The organism is Halopelagius longus (assembly GCF_900100875.1).
Classification (GTDB): domain Archaea; phylum Halobacteriota; class Halobacteria; order Halobacteriales; family Haloferacaceae; genus Halopelagius; species Halopelagius longus.
The window spans coordinates 62,196-75,854 of sequence record NZ_FNKQ01000003.1; the positions used below are offsets into that span (position 1 = coordinate 62,196).

Genomic DNA, 13,659 nt, shown 5'->3' on the forward strand with positions numbered 1-13,659 from the left:
ACGGACTCATTTGCACATAAGGCTTGCGCGTCGTCGTCAAGGTTCAAGGCCGACGGCGGAGAACCGACGGGTATGGACGCAGGCGTCTTCGCCCGCGAGTCGGAGAGACTCGGGCGAACCGTGCAGATCGGCGTCGCCAGCGGTCGAGTCATCAACGTCTCGTTCCCCGAGACGCCGCCGGACGACGCCGAGACGGAGCATCCCCTGTTGGACCGAGTGTTCGACTACCTCGGCGGCGAGTCGGACCACTTCGACGACGTGACGGTCGCTCTCACCGTGCCGACGGAGCAACGGCGCGTCCTCGACGCGGTCCGAAAACTCCCGTACGGCGAGACGGTGTCGCTCGAACGGGTGGCGAAACTCGCCGGACTCGACCACGAGGACGAGGAGGACCGCCGGACGGTGCGAACGGCCCTTTCCGAAAATCCGGTCCCGCTTTTCATCCCGGACCACCGCGTCCGCGACGCGCCGGGCGGCGCACCGTCCGACGTGGCCCGCCGTCTGCGGAAGATAGAGTCCGCCTGAGGCCGACTCAGACGCGTTGGATGACGAGGTAGCCGATGAAGCCGAGGACGAAGAGCGCCGAGGAGGCGATGTCCGCCTCCGGGGCCCGCGTCGCGACGGCGACGAACTGCGCGAGGCCCGCGAGGACGAACGCCCCGGCGGTGGCCAGGCGGACGCGCGGGTCGATTCCGCGACTCTGCTCCTCGTAGACGGTGTAGCCGAAGTAGAGCGCCACGACGCCGAATCCGACGTTGACGGCGACGTTCGCGAGGGGGTTTCCGGTGACGATTGCCACGATGAGGAGGGCGAGGTAGCCGACCAGAATCGCTCGTATCGCCGTCTGCCGAGTGTCTGCCATGCCGGAACTGGGGAGGTCCGGACAGTAAAAGGTTCGTCGTCGTGTACGTCAGCCGATGTGATACTCCCCCACCCGTTACTCTCTCACCCGTCGGCCCCGTCTATCGCGGGGAGAGTAACGGAGAACGTCGCCCCCTCGCCGAGTTCCGACTCGACCCAGATGTCGCCGCCGTGGCGTTCGACGATTCGCTCGCAGAGCGCCAAGCCGATGCCCGTTCCGGGGTGTTTCTCCCGGTCGTGGAGTCGCTGGAACACCTCGAAGACGGTGTCGGCGTTCGCGGGGTCGATGCCGATGCCCTCGTCGCGGACCGATATCGTCCACTCCCCGCCGTCGCGTTCGGCGGCGACTTCGACCCGCGGCGGTTCGTCTCCCGAGTACTCGATTGCGTTGTCCAGCAGGTTCTGGAACACCTGCCGGAGTTGGTTCGGGTCGCCCCCGACGCGGGGTAACTCCTCGGCGGTGATCTCGGCGTCGGTCTCCTCGATTCGAACCCGCAGGTCCTCGCAGACGTCCGAGAGCACAGCCTCCAACGCGACCGGTTCGAAGGGGTCTCCCCGCGTCTCGACTCTGGAGTATTCGAGGAGGCCGTCTATCATGTCGCGCATGCGGTCCGCGCCGTCGACGGCGAACTCGATGTACTCCCGGCCGTCCTCGTCGAGTTCGTCGGCGTACCGGCGCTCGATCAGTCGGAGGAAACTCGACACCATCCGCAGGGGTTCCTGCAGGTCGTGGGAGGCGGCGTAGGCGAACTGCTCTAAACGCTCGTTCGACTCCTCGAGCTGTCGTCGGTACTCCTTTCGGTCGGAGACGTCCCGAACGACGCCGATCTGCTCCGTCCGGCCGTCCGTCTCTATCGTCGCGAACGTCGCCTCCGCCGGGATGCGGTCGCCGTCCGCCGTCAGAATCGTCGCTTCCATCGTGAGGTCTGCTTCGTCCTCGTCCGCCGCCGCCTCCTTTCTGGCTTTCGCTCGGTCTATCGTGTCCTCGTCGACGACGAGCGACGCGTGCGCGCCGACGAGTTCCCCCCGGTCGTACCCGGTGAGGTCCGCGTACGCGTCGTTGACCATCGTGAAAACGCCGTCGTCGTCCTTCACGTAGATACCGTCGTCGACCGTCTCCACGATGGCCTCGTACTTCGACAGCCGTCGCTCGCGCTCCTCGCAGCGAGAGTCGTCGGGGGACTCGTCGGTCTCGGGCCGCCACCAGACGCGCATTCCGCCCGCTATCTCCGTCGAGCGGAGGTCGCCGCGGTCGGCGAGTCGTTCGAGAGCGTCCCGCGCGGCCCCTCGCGACGCGTCCAACTCCTCGGCGACGGTAGCGGCGGCGACCGGCGTAGACGGCTCCGCTAACTCCCCGAAGAGACGCCGAACCTCCTCCGACGTGACCCCCGGTTCCGGGCTAGATGTCCCCATAGGCAAACGTGTCACCAATGCTGTATAAACGCTTGCCCCGAGGCGTCCCCGTTGGCCGCCTCGCTCACGTCGTTCTCTGCTCCCGTTCGCTCCCTCACGGGACCACCGCTGGACGAACGAAGTGAGTCCAGCGAGGTTCGCCTCGCTCACGTCGTTCGCTCGGCGAACCCTTCGTGGACGACGAACTCCAACGCGTTCACGAGGTAGTGCGCCACGAAGACGACCAGCAAACTCCCGGTGAGGACGAACCCCGCCGCGAGGACGAATCCGAGGACGCCGGTGACGACGACGCCGATGCGCCCCTGCGCGCCGTGGCCGAGGGCGAAGCCGACGGAGGAGACGACGGCCATCGCCCACGGCGAGACGTCGAACCCCGCCGAGATGACGCCGACGAGTGCGCCGCGAAAGAGCAACTCCTCGAAGCCCGCGATAATCGGGAGGACGCCGAGGAGAAGCACGGCCCACCCGAAGGGCGTCTCCGGCGCGAGTGCCTCGCGGAGTTCCTCGCCGTCGCCGAGTCCGAACCGTTCGCCCACCGCAGAACCGAGTTCGTTCGCCGCGTAGAGAACGACGCCGAATCCGACGCCGACGAGGGCGTGCCACGGCGTGAGCGTCTCAACGCCCGCGCCGAACGCCCGCGCGGGAACGTTCCAGAACCACGCGCCGCCGAGAAGCAGGAGAGCGAACAAACCCTGCGACACCGCCACGTTCACCAAGAGGAGCGCCGTCGAGGGAGAAGCGTCCGCAGTCGCGTCCGCGTCCGACGGATGGGGGCGGTTCCGCCGCGGGTCCGCGGCGACGAACTCCTCGGACGGCGTCTCGGCACCCTCGGTGGCGCAGGTATCTGCTTCGGTGTCGGCCTCCGACCCGCCCTCGACGGACGGTTCGGGCGAGGGGTACGCGGCGTCGGACCGACGGTCGTACTCGCCGTTCGGACCGGTGTCTCTGGGGTTAGTTCGTACGTCCGCGCGCAACTCCGCCGACCGGTGGGCCGCGCCGGGCGCGTTCGACGGCGGCCGCCGGTCGTCGTGGTCGCCGTCGGAAACAACGCCGCGAGAGGCGTGAGAGAGTAAGAGTAGCGCCGACGTGACGAGGCCCGCGAACGCCGCGAACGTCGCCCAGTCGGGCATCCGCCGGTTAGGTTACTGCGGACTCGGGCTGGACGGCCCGGAGACCTTGTTCTCCTGCGAGAGCGCCGACCCGGTGATGCTCTTGAGACGGGCCACGAGAGAGTCCTTCTCGGGTTCGCCTTCGAGAGCGATGTCGAGCACCTCGCTGATGTGGGAGACGGGGATTATCTCCACCATCTCTCGGTACTCGTCTTCGATCATCACGTCCTGCATGTTCGCGGCCGGGATGATGACCTTGTCACACCCGGTCTTCGCCGCGGCCTCTATCTTGTGCGTGACGCCGCCGACGGGGAGCACGTCGCCGCGGACCGACAGACTGCCGGTCATCGCGAGCGACTGGTCCACGCCGACGCCTTCGAGCGCCGAGATGACCGCCGTCGCGACGGTGATGGAGGCGGAGTCGCCGTCGACGCCGCCCTGTCCGGCTTGGACGAACTGGATGTGGATGTCCTTCTCGGAGATGTTCTCGTCGGAGAACTTCTTGATGATGGCCGAGACGTTGTCGACTGCCTCCTGTGCCATCTCCTTCAGCTGTCCGGTGGCGATGACCTCGCCGGGCCCCTGCGAGGGCGTGACCTCCGCCATCACGGGAAGCATGATGCCGGAGTCCTCGCCCATGACCGCGAGACCGTTGACGCGGCCGACTTGGTAGCCCTCCGCGACCTGCAGTTCGTAGTCCTTGCGGCGTTCGATGTAGTCGTCCGCGAGCTGTTGCTCGATGGAGCGACTGCGACCCTTCGCCTGCAGGACGTGGTCGCGCGTCACCATCTCGGCGTCCTGTCCGCGGGCGATGTCGCCCGAGACGCGGACGAGACCGCCGAGGTTGCGGAGTTCGAGCGTCAGGTGCCCCTTCCGACCGGCGCGGCGGCGGGCTTCGAGGATGACCTCCTCGATGGCCTCCGCGGAGAAGTCGGGCAGGCGACCGTCCTTCTCGACCTCTTGGGCCACGAAGCGGACGTACTTGCGGCGCATCTCCGGGGTGTCCTCGATGGTGTCGTCCATGTACACCTCGTACCCGTACCCCTTGATGCGGGAGCGGAGCGCGGGGTGCATGTTCTCCATCGCGTCGAGGTTACCCGCGGCGATCATGATGAAGTCGGTCGGGACGGGCTCCGTCTGGACCATCGCGCCCGAGGAGCGCTCGGACTGGCCCGTGATGGAGAACTCGCCCTCCTGAATCGCCGTCATGAGGTGCTGCTGGCTGCGGATGTCGAGCGTGTTTATCTCGTCGATGAACAGCACGCCCTTGTTCGCCTTGTGGATGGCGCCGGGTTCGACCCGGTCGTGACTCGGCGTCTCCATGCCGCCGGACTGGAACGGGTCGTGGCGGACGTCGCCGAGGAGCGCACCCGCGTGGGCGCCGGTCGCGTCCTCGAAGGGCGCGGCCGTCTCGTCGGCGTTGTTCACGATGAGGTTCGGAATCATCGCGTCGCTGCCGCGAGAGCCGTAGCGGAACGCGAGGTAGATGATACCCGCAGCGAGGATGCCGAGCAGAATCTGCCCGGCGATGATGAGCGAGTAGCCGAGGACGATGGCGATGATTATCCACATGAGGAACGACCGCATCTGGTTGCGCTTGCGGGCTTCCTCCTTGTGGGCCTCGACTATCTGCTCGCCCTTGCCGGCGGGGACGGTGCGTACCTTCGGGTTGTTTCCGTCGTCGGGGTTGTGGTAGACGAGGACGTCCTGAAGCTCCTCTTTGGGGAGGAGTTCGGCCATCGCCTTCGCGAGCATCGACTTGCCCGTACCGGGCGAGCCGATCATCATGACGTGGCGGCGCTGCTTTGCCGCCTTTATCACGACGTCGCGGGCGTGTTCCTGACCGATAACCTGATCGACGAGCCTGTCCGGGACCTGAATCTCCTCGGTAGAATCGATCCGCAGACCGCCAAGAAGATCGTCTTCGTCGATGTCGTCGGCGACGTCCGCCGTGACCTCGACGTCGCTACCGAGGTCGTCGATGGTCCCTCTGTTAGCGTCGTCAGACTCCGTCTGACGGCCCGCGGGGGGTCGGTCCGCGGCGTCGCCGGGCGAAGACTGACCGCTCGACGAGTTCCGCTCGTCGGCGTCGGCCCCGTCGTCAGGTCCGGCCTCCGGAAACACCTCGTCGTCGGACGACGAGTCGGGGGTCCCGTCGGAGACGTTCTCCCCTTCCTCCGGATGGTTGTCGTCGGTGTCGGTGTCGTTACTCATAGTAGTCTAACACGCTTTCCAGTTCCTGAGAGCGGCGCTCTCGTCCAGTCGTTCTGCCGGTCGAGTGCCTGCTACTCATAGAACTGTGTCGCTACTGTAATCGTGGGTCGCTCAACTGATATACTTTCTCCCCGCGTCCGAGCGGCGTACTCCCCAACAATACGGACGTTTCAGGCCATTTAACAACGGATTAGGTGATTTCTTACGACTCGTACACTTTATAAACGATGCGCGGGAACACGGGACCATGCGGGGGTTCTACATCGGCCGCTTTCAGCCCTACCACAACGGCCACCATCAGATGGTGAAAGAGATAGCCACCGAGGTGGACGAACTCGTCCTCGGAATCGGGAGCGCAGGCGACTCCCACTCGACGCGGAACCCGTTCACCGCGGGCGAGCGAATCATGATGGTCACGAAGTCCGTCGTGGACTTCGACATCACAACCTACGCCGTCCCCATCGAGGACTTAGAGCGCAACTCCGTGTGGGTCAGCCACGTCCAGAGCATGTCTCCGGCGTTCGACGTGGCGTACTCGAACAACCCGCTCGTCATCCAGTTGTTCAAGGAGGCGGGCGTCGAGGTTCGGCAGTCCCCGATGTTCAACCGGGGCGTCCTGCAGGGGACCGAACTCCGCGACCGGATGATATCCGGCGAGGACTGGCGGAGTCTCGTCCCCGAACCGGTGGCCGGCGTCATCGACGAGATCGGCGGCATCGAGCGCATCCAACGCGTGAGCGACACCGACTCCGGCGGGTACGACACCGACGAGGGGCCGGACCCCGCGTAACCGACGATGATAACGCTCGCATCCGACTTCGGGTCGCCGTACCCCGCGGCGATGAAGGGCGTCATCCTGCGGGAGAGCGACGCCCGCCTCGTGGACGTGACGCACGAACTGCCGAGACAGGACGTCCGCGCCGCGGCGTTCTGGACGCGCGAGACGCTTCCGTACTTCCCCCCGGCGGTCCACCTCGTCGTCGTCGATCCCGGCGTCGGCACCGACCGCGACGCACTCGTCGGGCGCGTCGGAGACCACGCCTTCGTCGCCCCGGACAACGGCGTCGTCCGCCCCGTCGCGCGGCGACTCGCCGCCGAGACGGGCGCGGACCCCGAGTGGTTCGTCTACGAGTACGAGGACCCGGCTTCGACGACGTTCCACGGCCGAGACGTGTTCGCCCCCGCCGCCGCCGCCGTCCACGAAGCCGGCGTCGAGAACTTCGAATCGCTCCCCGCGATAACCCCGGCGGACGACGCGGTGGACCTGCGGTTCCCGACGGCGACGGTCGAGGGTGATTCGGCCCGCGGCGAGGTCCTCGTCGTGGACGACTTCGGCAACGCCATCACGAACGTCCCCGGGTCGTTCCTCGACGGACGGGCCGGCGAGACCCTCTCTGCGAACGGGACGGACGCCCCCGTCGAGACGGCGTACGCCGCGGTGGACCCGGGCGAGAGACTCGTCACCGTCGGGAGTCACGGCTACGTCGAGTGCGACGTAAACCGGGGGCGCGGCGACGAGGCGTTCGGCCTCGAACCGGGCGACGACGTTCGCCTGCGGTTTTAGACTCCGACCGCCTCACCGGAGACGGCCCCGAAAGACGAACTCGCGGACCGCCTCGCCGAACAGTTTCGTGTCCCGCTTTTCGACGGCCTCGTACCCCTTCGACCGGTAGAACGAGCGCCCGACTCGGTTCTCCGAGAGAACTCGTATTTCGAGGGTTTCACAGCCCTCCTCCCGGCAGAACTCCTCGACTCGTTCCAACAGGGCGGTGCCGACGCCCCCGCCCCAGTGGTCGGGGTCGACGTATATCGCGCTGAGCGTCGCGACGCCGGCCGTCTCGCTCGGTCCGCCCGCGGCGAACCCGACCACGTCCGACGGCGTCCCTCGGTCTCCGGAGGTGGGTTCGGAGGCGTCGCCCGTCGGTTCGGCGACGAAGTACGCCGCGTCGCCGCCTTCGACTGTCGCCCGCGTCGCGTCGGGCGCGTACCACGTCGCCATCGCGGCGTCGATAGTCTCCTGCGAGAGGAGGTCGCCGTATGCGGCGTTCCACCCGCGCCGGGCGATGCGTCGGACGGCGGGCACGTCGTCGGCGGTCGCCTCGCGGACGGTCACCTCGATCATAGAGAGACGTTCGTCGCACTCCGAAGTAAAGGCTCGGTGATAAGAGGTCGAGGCGGTCGGAGCGGAGACGGACGGTCGAAACGGTCGGAAGAACGGAGCGGTGAGGGGAATCGAGAGCGACGAGAGAGAAGCGAAAGCGACGAAAGAGAATCGAGGGAGGTGAGGCGAGACGACGTCTACGGCTTACTTCGCGGCGATGACGTCGTCGATGCGGAGAATCATCGTCGCGGCTTCCGTCGCGGACTCGACCGCTTCGCGCTTGACGGCGGCGGGGTCGATGACGCCGCGTTCGACGGGGTCGCCGATTTCGCCGGTGCGACCGGTCGAGATGATGCCGGCGACGCCGTCGCTCTCGTAGCGCGCGCGGAGGTCCACGAGGGCGTCGATGGGGTCCATGCCGGTGTTCTCCGCGAGGGTGCGCGGGAGGGCTTCGACGGCGTCGGCGTACGCCTCGACGGCCAGTTGCTTGCGGCCCTCGATGCCCGCCGCCTCCGAACGGAGGTGGTCGGCGATGGCGATTTCGGTCGCGCCCGCGCCGGGGACGACGCCGCCTTTGTCCACGGCGGCGACGACGACGTCGACGGCGTCGTTGACGGCGCGTTCGAGTTCGTCGACGACGTGGTCGGTGCCGCCGCGGAGGAACAGCGTCACGGACTTCGCCGCCGCGCCGCCCTCCACGAAGGTGAGTTCGTCGCCGCCGAACGTCCGAGTCGAGACGGCGTCGGCGCGGCCGAAGTCGCTCGATTCGAGGTCGGTCACCGACCCGAGGCGCTTTGCGCCCGTCGCGCGGGCGATGGCTCGGGCGTCGGACTTCTTCACGCTCTTGAACGCGAGGATGCCGGCGTCGGCGAGGTGGTTCGCCACGCGGTCCGAGATGGACTTCGTGCAGAACACGACGTCGACGCCCGCGTCGGCGAGCGTCTTCGCGTAGCCGCGGAGTTCGTCGTCCTCGGCTCTGATGGCGGCGTCGAGTTGGTCGACGGAGGTGATGCTGTACTCCGTGTCGAACTCGCCCGTCCGCACGTCGAGTTTCACGTCGAGGACGGCCACGGTGGCGTCTTCGACGCGCTTGGGCATGTCGTCGTGGACGCGTTCCTTGTCGACGACGACGCCCTCTACCAGTTCGGTCGCCGAGGAGGACGACCCGGTGCGCGTCGTGACGCGGACGTCGTCGCGGTCGAACGCCTCGTTGTCGTCGTGGACCATCCGCACCGCCCGGACGACGTGTTCGGCGAGGACGTCGGCGGTGACGTCGCCGGTCCCCTTGCCGGTCATCGACGATTCGGCGACCCGTTCGAGCAGTTCGTCGTCGAGGGTGACCGCCAGCAGTTGTTCGTCGATGGCCGCTTGGGCGAGGCGGGCGGCCTCGGTGTAGCCTTCGACGACGACGGTGGGGTGGAGGTCCCCTTCGAGGAGGTCCTCGGCGTGGACGAGGAGTTCGCCCGTGAGGACGGCGGCGGTGGTGGTGCCGTCGCCGACTTCCTTCTCCTGCGTCCGGGCGACTTCGACGATCATCTGCGCCGCCGGGTGTTCGATGTCCATCTGTTCGAGGATGGTCGCACCGTCGTTGGTGATGACGACGTCACCGGAGGAGTCGACGAGCATCTTGTCCATCCCGCGGGGGCCGAGCGTCGTCCGGACGGCGCCCGCGACGGCCTTCCCGGCGCGGATGTTGGAGTCCTGCGCGGCCTGACCGCCGGTCCGGTCGCTTCCGCTCGCCAGAATGTACAGTGGTTGCTGCATACGTGTCGCCATAGTTATGAAACCTCACCCCTCCAGACGTTTGCGGTTCTATAAATGCGTTTCGGCAGTTGAAGCGGCGTAATCGCACGACGGCGGCGGGTGGCGTGTTATCTCGCGTCGAGCTCGGAGAACAGATCTCTCAGGCTGTTCGGTGCGTCTCCACGGTCACGCCGCCGTCGCTCGTGACGGTGACGACGTACCCGAAGTAGACGAACGAGAAGAAGCCCTCGACGTGCGTCCGCGACCCCTCGAACAGTTCGTTCAGCGCGTCGGGGTCGATACCCGCGTCGTAGAGCGGAGGGAGTGCGATTTCCGAGACGCCCTCCGCGGCGGCGACGGCGCCGACGACGGCCATCGCCACCGTGTCGTACTCGGCGGCGTCGACGGCGGTGTCGCTTCCACGGACCGCCGTATCGGTTCGAGAGATTCGTTCCTCTGACTCTGACATAAATAGAACTACGGAGCCACCGATCGTTACGATGACAGTTGACTCGGCAACCCGTTTAAGTACTCTCGCCGGGGAACGGCGGCCGCGACGCGAGGTGGTGCAATCTACAAGATATTTGAACTAGTGGGGGTTCCGAGAGAGCATGTTGGAGTTGGAACACGGGTTTCGGGTCGTGGACGTCCACGCCCGACTCGACCCCGACGGGGAGTCGGTATCGACCCGGGGTCGAGAGGTGGGGCCGGAGCGCTTAGAACGGGAACTGCATCAGGCGGGCGTGGTGAAAGCCGTCGTCTCGCCGGGGCGTCGCCCGGAGGGGATGGGGTACCTCCGCGCGAACAACGCCGTCGCTCGCTTGAGCGTCGACCGGCCGTTTCTGGCGTTCGCGCGCATCGACGGGCCGCGCGACCCGAGCAACCGAACCTCGGCGCGCCTGCGCAACCTCACCGCCTCGCGGGCGGAGACGCACGTCGATCCCGAGGACGTCGAGAAGTACGCCTACGACGACCGATTCTACGGGTTCACGCTCGCGCCCGCCGTGGACGGCCTGCCCGACGAGGAGACGTTGGACCGACTCGAGGACGTCGGACTCCCCCTCCTCGTGCACGCCGGCGCGGAGTTTCCGCCCGCCGTCGCCGCGGAGACGTTGCTCCGACGGGAGTTTCCGGTCATCTTCGCGGGGTTCGGCGGCTTTCCGCTGGACCGGGACCTGATGAAGGAGGCCATCGAGATGCTCGACGCTCACGACGAACTCTACCTCGACACGAGTTTCGTCCGCTACCGCGACGTGTTGGAACGCGCCCTCCTCGAACATCCGGACCGCGTGCTGTTCGGAAGCGGCGTCCCCGAGACGCACCCGAACGTCGGCGTCATGGAGGTGCTGACGCTCGACGTCTCCGAAGACGCGATGCGTCGCGCGTTCTCGAAGAACCCGGCGCGCGTCATCCCCGGACTCGCCCCGGGCGAGGACTGACGGCGCTACCGGCGGTCGTACTTCGCGACGGCCCGGTCGGCCCGCTTCGAACAGCCGTGGGGGTTGCGCGCCGCCGACCGGTCGCGCCGCCGGGCGACTAGCCCGTCCGAGGACCCCGTCGCCATGCCGACGAGGACGTCCCGTCCGGTGCCGACCCACCCCGTCGGCGAGGCGTCGCCGCGAACCACGTCTCTGGCCGACGCGAGGGCGTCCCGTCCGGCGTGCGACAGCGTCCGCGCCGCGACGGACGGCCGGACGCCGTAGTTCTTCACGAGGCGGTACGAGAGCGCTCGGTACTTCCAGCCCCAGTCCCGTTCCGCCACGCCGCCGTCTGACTCGTACTCGGTTCTGACGCACATCTCCGGCCGCCACTCCACCTCGTAGTCGAGTCCGGCGAGTCGGTGCGCGGCGTCGCGCGCGCCGCCGGTCTCCAGATACTCGTCGAACCCGTCGAGTTCGTCGAGGACGTCCGCGCGGAAGGCGACGTTGCCGCCGTTGAAGTACGTCACCTCGCGACCGCAGACCGTCCCCCGTTCCGAGGACTCCGTCGTCATCCCGGCCCGGAGCGTCTGGTGCGTCGGTCCGGTGACGGCGTCGGCGTCTTCTAACCCCTCCTCGACGGCCGAACACCACGGCTCCTCGACGGCGAGGTCGTACCGGAGGAGAGCGACGGCGTCGCCCGACGCCGCGCGGATGCCCGCGTTGCGCGCGACGTTCAGCGTCCGGTCCGAGATTTCGACGAGAACGTCCACGTCGTCTCGGTCACGCACCATCCCCGTGGTCCCGTCGGCGGACGGACCGTTGACCACGATTACCTCGGCGTCGGGTGCGTGCTCGGCCAGCGCGTCGAGGCTGGTTGCGAGGCGGTCCCGACCGTTGAGCGTCGGGACCACTACCGAGAGGTCCATACCCGTCGGTTGCGACGCGGGAACTTAAATTTCTCCGCTCGAACGCGGCGACGCGGAGACGAACCGGACGGACGTTCAGTTTCCTGACTGCCGGCGAACGCGGACGGTCGGTCAGTCCGACCGGTCGCCGACGGTGGCCCGCCAGTAAGAGACGGAGGCGAGTCGTTCTCCGAGACTCGTCTCGCCGAACGAGGTGTCGGCCTCGCGGAACGCGCCGGCGACGCCGTTCGGAATCTTCCGGTAGAAGCCGTACGGGAGGACGAAGTCGTTTCGCACGTCTGCGAGGGAGAGTCCCGCGGCGTCGAGCAGTTCGTGGACCTCCTCGTCGCCGTAGAGGCGCGACCCCATCGGCAGGAGCCAATTGTACGCCACGCGCGCACTCGTGTCGTTGAACGTGTCGAAGAACACCACCTCCTTCGAGACGCGCGCCATCTCCGCGAGGAACTTCGCCGGGGTGTCCGCGAGGTGGAAAAAGCGCATGGCGAAGACTGCGTCGAAGTGGTCGTCGGGGAAGGGAAGTCGCGCGGCGTCGCCTCTGAGGAACTCGATGTGGTCTTCGACGCCCGCGCGGCGCGCTTTCTCGCGGCCCTGCGTCATCATCGCGCGGGAGATGTCGAGTCCCACGATGTTCGCGCCCCGTTCGGCCAACATCACGGTGAACCGGCCGGTTCCGCAGGCGATTTCGAGGACGTCTTTGTCCTCGACGGGACCGAGGGCGTCGAGGACCGCTCTCTTCTCCCGGTGGTCGATGAGTCGCCCGCCGCGGGAGAACCGCTTCGAGTCGTACTCTTGGGCGACGTCGTCGGCCTGGTACCACTCCTTTCCTTTCACACTACCCTGTTGTCCACACCCGCGGACTAAAACCGTACTGGATGCGGTCGGTCCCGATTCGATGCACCCCGGCGCCGTCGGCCGCGTTCGGCGCGTGGCCGAACGGAATCGTCGCCGTCGCGGCCGAGAACCGGCGCGTCGGCCGCGGACGGTCCCGGTTATTGGCCGGTGACGACCGTGTCCGTCGGGATTCGGATGATGACGCGGGCCCCCTCGTCGCCGTCGCGGTACGGGTACTCGTCGACGTCCATGTACCGCCGGGCGAGTTCGTCGATGTGTTCGTCCGCCCCGTCCTCGTCCAACGTCGCCTCGCCGCGGACCGAGACGTACTGGTAGGGGTCGTCGGGATCGACGACCGAGACGCCGACTTTCGGGTTCGACTCCACGTTTCTCACCTTCTGACGGCCCCGAGCGCTGTTTATCAGAACGTACTCGCCGTCCTCGTGGTCCACCCACACGGGCGTGACGTGCGGCGTCCCGTCGGGCATCACCGTGGCGAAGTGAGCGAACGATTTCTTCTCGAAGATGTCGCGGTGGGATTCGGGAATCACGGGCGAGGAGTTCGAACGCCGCCACCAAAGGGAGTTGGGCAGATGTCCTTATACATAGCAGAATGTGTATAAGGTGTCTGCATTGTTTTGTCACACTTGTAGCCAACCTTTACCAAGGAGTCCGCTTTTCAGATAGGTATGAGCACCAGTACCGCAGAGACCACTCGCGAGGACCCCCTTTCGGAGTCGGAATTCCGCGAACGCCTCCGCGAACTGCCCCCTAGCGCGAAGCTCGTCGCCAAAGTGCTCGAGAGCGACGCGCCCCTCTCGCAGGGACAGCTCGCCGAAGAGTCTCTCCTCCCTGACCGCACCGTCCGCTACGCACTGAATCGTCTCGAAGACGCCGACCTCGTCGGCTCTCGCTACAGTTTCAAGGACGCGCGCAAGCAAGTCTACTTCCTCAACACGTAGACGCTCGCACCGTCCTCGCACCGAGGTGCTCTCGCAGACCACCTCACTGTACCCTCCGCCCGACCGGTCGCGGCCGCC

General features: G+C 67.1%; 14 protein-coding genes and 1 pseudogene. 5 read left to right on the forward strand and 10 right to left on the reverse strand.

Features of this window, described 5'->3' with window-relative positions:
* Positions 1-72 precede the first annotated feature (72 nt).
* Positions 73-525: an MGMT family protein gene (locus BLS11_RS10985; RefSeq protein ID WP_092537408.1), complete on the forward strand. Its 453-nt coding sequence runs from the start codon at positions 73-75 to the stop codon at positions 523-525.
* A 7-nt stretch (positions 526-532) separates the two neighbouring features.
* Here the strand turns inward: BLS11_RS10985 and BLS11_RS10990 are convergent, their stop codons facing one another.
* The 4 genes and pseudogenes from BLS11_RS10990 to lonB form a co-directional block, all read right to left on the reverse strand.
* Entirely contained in the window at positions 533-862 is a 330-nt protein-coding gene (locus tag BLS11_RS10990) for a hypothetical protein (protein WP_092537410.1), read from the reverse strand.
* 83 nt (positions 863-945) lie between these two features.
* Positions 946-2,019: pseudogene (locus BLS11_RS10995) on the reverse strand (sensor histidine kinase); the annotation flags it as partial.
* 401 nt (positions 2,020-2,420) lie between these two features.
* Entirely contained in the window at positions 2,421-3,404 is a 984-nt protein-coding gene (locus BLS11_RS11000; RefSeq protein ID WP_092537412.1) for a CPBP family intramembrane glutamic endopeptidase, read from the reverse strand.
* A 12-nt stretch (positions 3,405-3,416) separates the two neighbouring features.
* Positions 3,417-5,597, reverse strand: coding sequence for an ATP-dependent protease LonB (gene lonB, locus BLS11_RS11005; protein ID WP_092537414.1), 2,181 nt, complete (start codon positions 5,595-5,597; stop codon positions 3,417-3,419).
* A gap of 247 nt (positions 5,598-5,844) precedes the next feature.
* On the opposite strand from lonB, the gene BLS11_RS11010 reads away from it, so the two are divergent.
* Complete coding sequence (locus BLS11_RS11010; protein WP_092537416.1) at positions 5,845-6,387, forward strand: nicotinamide-nucleotide adenylyltransferase; 543 nt, start codon at positions 5,845-5,847, stop codon at positions 6,385-6,387.
* Positions 6,388-6,393: 6 nt separating this feature from the next.
* Positions 6,394-7,161 (forward strand): SAM hydrolase/SAM-dependent halogenase family protein, encoded by a 768-nt coding sequence (locus tag BLS11_RS11015; protein WP_092537418.1) that lies wholly within the window; start codon positions 6,394-6,396, stop codon positions 7,159-7,161.
* Between the two features lie 12 nt (positions 7,162-7,173).
* Here the strand turns inward: BLS11_RS11015 and BLS11_RS11020 are convergent, their stop codons facing one another.
* From BLS11_RS11020 to BLS11_RS11030, 3 genes are all read right to left on the reverse strand, one after another.
* Positions 7,174-7,719, reverse strand: coding sequence for a GNAT family N-acetyltransferase (locus BLS11_RS11020; RefSeq protein ID WP_092537420.1), 546 nt, complete (start codon positions 7,717-7,719; stop codon positions 7,174-7,176).
* 183 nt (positions 7,720-7,902) lie between these two features.
* Entirely contained in the window at positions 7,903-9,462 is a 1,560-nt protein-coding gene (gene thsA, locus BLS11_RS11025) for a thermosome subunit alpha (protein ID WP_092537422.1), read from the reverse strand.
* Positions 9,463-9,601: 139 nt separating this feature from the next.
* Positions 9,602-9,910: a HalOD1 output domain-containing protein gene (locus tag BLS11_RS11030; protein WP_092537424.1), complete on the reverse strand. Its 309-nt coding sequence runs from the start codon at positions 9,908-9,910 to the stop codon at positions 9,602-9,604.
* 142 nt (positions 9,911-10,052) lie between these two features.
* On the opposite strand from BLS11_RS11030, the gene BLS11_RS11035 reads away from it, so the two are divergent.
* A complete protein-coding gene (locus BLS11_RS11035; RefSeq protein ID WP_092537426.1) occupies positions 10,053-10,880 on the forward strand; it encodes an amidohydrolase family protein in 828 nt (275 codons plus the stop codon).
* 5 nt (positions 10,881-10,885) lie between these two features.
* Here BLS11_RS11035 and BLS11_RS11040 read toward each other — a convergent pair whose 3' ends face one another.
* The 3 genes from BLS11_RS11040 to BLS11_RS11050 all read right to left on the reverse strand — a co-directional run bounded on the left by BLS11_RS11040 (position 10,886) and on the right by BLS11_RS11050 (position 13,170).
* Positions 10,886-11,788, reverse strand: a complete 903-nt coding sequence (locus tag BLS11_RS11040; RefSeq protein WP_092537428.1) for a glycosyltransferase family 2 protein — start codon at positions 11,786-11,788, stop codon at positions 10,886-10,888.
* A gap of 111 nt (positions 11,789-11,899) precedes the next feature.
* On the reverse strand, positions 11,900-12,619 hold the full coding sequence (locus BLS11_RS11045; RefSeq protein WP_092537430.1) for a class I SAM-dependent methyltransferase: 720 nt from the start codon (positions 12,617-12,619) through the stop codon (positions 11,900-11,902).
* 158 nt (positions 12,620-12,777) lie between these two features.
* Positions 12,778-13,170 carry a PPOX class F420-dependent oxidoreductase gene (locus tag BLS11_RS11050; protein ID WP_092537432.1) on the reverse strand — a complete coding sequence of 131 codons (393 nt, stop codon included), beginning with the start codon at positions 13,168-13,170 and terminating at the stop codon, positions 12,778-12,780.
* 138 nt (positions 13,171-13,308) lie between these two features.
* Here BLS11_RS11050 and BLS11_RS11055 point away from each other — a divergent pair, with 138 nt between their 5' ends.
* The gene (locus BLS11_RS11055) at positions 13,309-13,581 is read left to right on the forward strand and encodes a MarR family transcriptional regulator (RefSeq protein ID WP_092537434.1); all 273 of its coding nucleotides are present in this window, start codon (positions 13,309-13,311) and stop codon (positions 13,579-13,581) included.
* Positions 13,582-13,659 lie beyond the last annotated feature (78 nt).